This is a genomic window from Candidimonas nitroreducens (assembly GCF_002209565.1).
GTDB lineage: Bacteria > Pseudomonadota > Gammaproteobacteria > Burkholderiales > Burkholderiaceae_B > Candidimonas > Candidimonas nitroreducens.
Genome location: NZ_NJIH01000028.1, coordinates 1 through 1297 on the forward strand (window position 1 = coordinate 1; position 1297 = coordinate 1297).

Sequence of the window (1297 nt, forward strand, 5' to 3'; positions counted from 1 at the left end):
CGTGCCGTCTGCCGCCTGGTGATAGCCATTGAGCTCCAGCGTCCCGTATTGCGTCTCGATGTGCTGCGCCGTACCGCCCAGCGCCTCGATCTCCGCCCGGCTCAGCACCTTCGTCTGCGCCACTCCGTCTACATCCTGGTACGACAGCGTGATCGCCCCGCTCTCGCTCAGCCCATCCAGCGCCTTCACCGTGAAGCTGGCGTTGACCTGGGTGTCTGCCCCGTTCGTCGCAGAACCCTCGGCCAGGCCACTCTCGAACACCACCTGATCGGTGGTCACCCCATCGGGCGTGGTGGCGGCATCATCCACCGGAACCGACACCGTCACGCCATCGTCGGCGCCATTGATGGTAATCGTCAGCGTCGCCGTGCTCGAGTCCCCATCGCCGTCGGTGATCGTGTACGTATAGGTATCGGTCAGCGACTCCGTCGTCAACAGCCCCTGCACGGCCAGGTTGTTGTTGTCCAGCGCGTAGTCGTAGCTGCCGTCGGCGTGGATCACCACCGTCCCATACGCACCCTTGATCGTCAACTCGCCGCTGACGCTGTCATCCGCCGTATTGCCCGGGACGTTATTGCTGATGATGCCCGTCACCGTCGCGCCGTCGGCGCCCTGCGTATCGGCCACATCATCCGGCCCAGGCGTGGCTCCGCTGCTCGCATCTTCCAGCACATTGCCACTGACCGTGGCTTCCGTCGCGTCTTCCGTAATGCTGCTGGCGTCGGCGTGGGCCTGGGGCGCATCATCGACGATCTTGATCGCAATGCTGCTCGTATCGTCCACATCCCCGTTGCGATCGGCCGCCGTCACACCGATCTTGTCCAACACATCCGTCCCCGCTACCTCCGGCGCCTTCGTCAGCACATAGCTGTAGTCGATCGTCAGCGTGCCGTCTGCCGCCTGGTGATAGCCATTGAGATCCAGCGTCCCGTATTGCGTCTCGATGTGCTGCGCCGTACCGCCCAGCGCCTCGACCTCCGCCCGGCTCAACACCTTCGTCTGCGTCACTCCGTCTACATCCTGGTACGACAGCGTGATCGCCCCGCTCTCGCTCAGTCCATCCAGCGCCTTCACCGTGAAGCTGGCGTTGACCTGGGTGTCTGCCTCGTTCGTCGCAGAACCCTCGGTCAGGCCACTCTCGAACACCACCTGATCGGTGGTCACTTCATCGGGCGTGCTGGCTGCCCGGTTCCCCGGCACATCCACCATCACGCCATCGTCGGCGCCATTGATGGTAATCGTCAGTGTCGCCGTGCTCGAGTCCCCATCGCCGTCGGTGATCGTGTACGTATAGGTA

General features: G+C 63.8%; 1 protein-coding gene. It reads right to left on the bottom strand.

Annotated features, from left to right (window positions below; translation table 11 throughout):
- Positions 1–1297: VCBS domain-containing protein (locus tag CEY11_RS24920; RefSeq protein ID WP_198958991.1), on the bottom strand; the 1297-nt coding region annotated here is incomplete at both ends.